Origin of the sequence: Deinococcus aquatilis DSM 23025 (assembly GCF_000378445.1) — a bacterium.
Lineage (GTDB): Bacteria > Deinococcota > Deinococci > Deinococcales > Deinococcaceae > Deinococcus > Deinococcus aquatilis.
The window spans coordinates 1-1,075 of sequence record NZ_KB899807.1 but is presented as its reverse complement, the minus strand read 5'-3'; the positions used below and the strand labels follow the sequence as shown (position 1 = coordinate 1,075).

Here is a 1,075-nt window from a genome sequence, read left to right as displayed (position 1 = left end):
AACCTGGCACATTCGTTCCACTGGGAACTCGTCCTGGTGCTGCTCGATGAAGTTGAAGATCAGGGCTGCTTGGCGAAAAAGGCCAGCGCTTTTTTGTGTGTTGGGCCAGATCCGTCACACTTCGGATGGTCAGGTCTCTCCCAGGTCAACAAGCCAGTGCTTTTTTCAAGCCTTTCAAGGCCGCATTTTAGATCTGGCCGACCTGGGCTCTTTCTCTGCAACGCTGAACCCTCTCCGAGGCCGAAGAGCCTGTACCACAAGAACAGTGCTGAGAAAGACTGTGCCTGACACGCTTCGCCCACCTCAGGAGGTGCAGCATGTTGGTGCTTGGCATTGACGTTGGAAAACGAGAGTTGTTCGTTCAGCTCCAAGATCCCCTAGGAAGTTCGCTCGGTCAGCGCGGCCCCATAGCCAACACGTGTGCGGGACTTCAACAGTTGAGCGACTGGGTTCGCAAGTGGGCTGAACCTGCAGAACTTCACGTGGTGATGAAGGCCACCCATGTGTACAGGGAGCGCTGCGCACACCACTTTCAAGCGCTCGGTTGTGTCGTCAGTGTGGTGAACCCTGCGCAGATCAAGTATTTTGCCCGTTCTGTCCTGCGCCGGGAGAAAACGGACGCGATGGATGCGGAGCTGATCGCACGGTATGGGGTGGTGATGCATCCGAGCGGCTGGACGCCGCCCAGTACCGCCTTGAGCGACCTGAAACAGCTCACTCGAGAACGGGAGGCCGTTCTCGTACGGCGAACTCAGGAACAGAACCACCTTCAAGCCTGGCAAGACGCCCATCGTGTTTCGGAGACTGTTCTAAAGCTCACCCAGCAGCGGTTAGACCTTATGGTTGGGCAAGTCGGAGGGATTGAGGCCGCGATGCGTGCGCTGATGGAGGCCGATGAGACGTTGTCGCAGCAACTAAAGTTGCTGCTGAGTGTGCCAGGGTTTGCCTTCGTGGCGGCGGGGACGATTGTGGCCGAGACTGTGGGATTTGCCCACTTGGACACCGGACGAGCAATCTCGGCGGCCGCAGGCATGGCGCCTTCCCCACACCAGTCGGGATCCAAACGCGGTCAAGG

Annotated in this window: 2 protein-coding genes; both read left to right on the top strand. The window is 58.1% G+C overall.

The genetic code is table 11. The annotated features are described in order from the left end of the window. Positions 1-288, top strand: a 288-nt coding sequence (locus F561_RS29830) for a hypothetical protein (protein WP_211214874.1), incomplete at its 5' end; no start/stop codon positions are given. Positions 289-317: 29 nt separating this feature from the next. Next, a partial coding sequence (locus tag F561_RS0124375; RefSeq protein ID WP_019012572.1) for an IS110 family RNA-guided transposase occupies positions 318-1,075 on the top strand: 758 nt, incomplete at its 3' end.